At 72.1% G+C, this 1,578-nt stretch carries 1 protein-coding gene; it reads right to left on the reverse strand.

Annotated features, from left to right (window positions below):
- Window positions 1-238: 238 nt before the first annotated feature.
- Window positions 239-1,578, reverse strand: a 1,340-nt coding sequence (locus AC08OP_RS22995; protein ID WP_476616079.1) for a substrate-binding domain-containing protein, incomplete at its 5' end; no start/stop codon positions are given.

Raw genomic sequence — 1,578 nt, forward strand, 5'->3', positions numbered from 1 at the left:
GTGAGCCCAAGCGGCCCCTGATGCGGAGTGGAGAAGGTGAGATCCGCCGGGCGCGCAGCGGCAAGCTATCACTCTCAGTAGCAGCCAAAGACGTACGGTGACGATGCGTGTCGCGCCGGCCCTCCACCGCCGTCCGAGCTCACCCGCACGCCCGGTCCTCACCCGCGGCCGCTCGCCGGTGACCGCTCCCGCACACGGGGGCCCAGGCGCGGAGGCCCAGGCGCGGGGGCGGGGGCGGCTAGGCCGGCACGGGTCCCACGCCTGCCGTCAGGCTCGCGAGCTTGGCGACGTTCTCCCCGACCGTGTCGTCGTTGCGGGGGACGTAGTGCGCGTCGAAGGCGATCTTCCGGCCGTTCTCCAGGTAGTAGCGCAAGAAAGCGGCGGTCGCCGGCCGGCGCAGGGCGTCCGTGCGGGCGTAGACGAACAGCGGCTTGCACAGCGGCAGGTAGACGCCGGTGCCGACCGACACGGCGTTCGGCGCCACGCACCCGTCACCATTGTTGATTTCGACGCCGCGCAGCTTGGTGCCGAAGGTCTCGTAGGTGGGGAAGTCGAGGTAGCCGATGGCCGAGCGGTCGGCGGCCACGTCGTTGGCGACCCCGCTGAGATCGGCCTGCCGGTACTCGCGGGACCGGTCGCTGGCGTTACTGATCGTGGCGTTGAACACCTGCGCCTGCACGGAGCCGCGCGGCGGCCCGACAAACGTGATCGGCTCGTCCGGGAACGACGGGTCGATCTGGCTCCACCGGGTGACGGCGGAACCGGCCCCCCACACCTGCTTGACCTGCCGCAGGGTCAGACAGTGCAGCCAGGTGTTCTGCGGGTTGACCACGATCGGCAGGGTGTGGTGCGCCACCTCGAACCCGACGACCTTCTTCTCGCAGTCGGGGTTCTTGACGAATCCGGGATTGAGTTCGAACGAGGCGCCGGCGATGTCGGCCTTGCCGCTGCACAGCGCGGCGAAACCGTCCTCGGTCGTCGTGGGCTCGATGCTGACGGTGACGTTGCGTTGCACCTGACGGAACTCGTTGTAGGCGGTCTCGGTAATCGGGGCGACCTCCGAGGATCCCGCCACCCGGACGAGGTTCACGGCGGAGGCGGGTGGCCCGGTCGGGCCGGTGGCGGATGGGGCCGGCGACGCGGTGACCACCGGGGCGGCCACCGCGTCCGCCCCGGAGTCCGCCCCGGAGTCACGGCCGGTCAGCACCACGGCGAAGGTCGCCCCGAGGGCCAAGAAGAGGACCACGACAATGGCGGCGACGACCGCGGCCCGCCGGGAGCCGAAGATTCCCCGGCCGTCCCCGGCGGAGGCACCGTGCGGGCCGCCCACACCGCCCGTCGAGAAGTCCGAGGGCAGGTCGAGCCTCCCCGGCGGCCCGAGCAGAACGTGGTCCCGATCGGCGCCCACCGTCATGAGGCCGGGTGGGATCCGGTGACCGGAGGTGTCGGACGGGCCCGGCCCGCCGGCGACGATCCCCGGCGGTGGGGAATCCGCCGCGCCACCCGAGGAGATCATCGTGTCGTCCCCGGCGCCCAAGCCGTGCGGCGCGGAGCCGTCCGGGCCGCTGAGCACCGTCG

Source organism: Frankia sp. CeRuru1, from assembly GCF_977966315.1.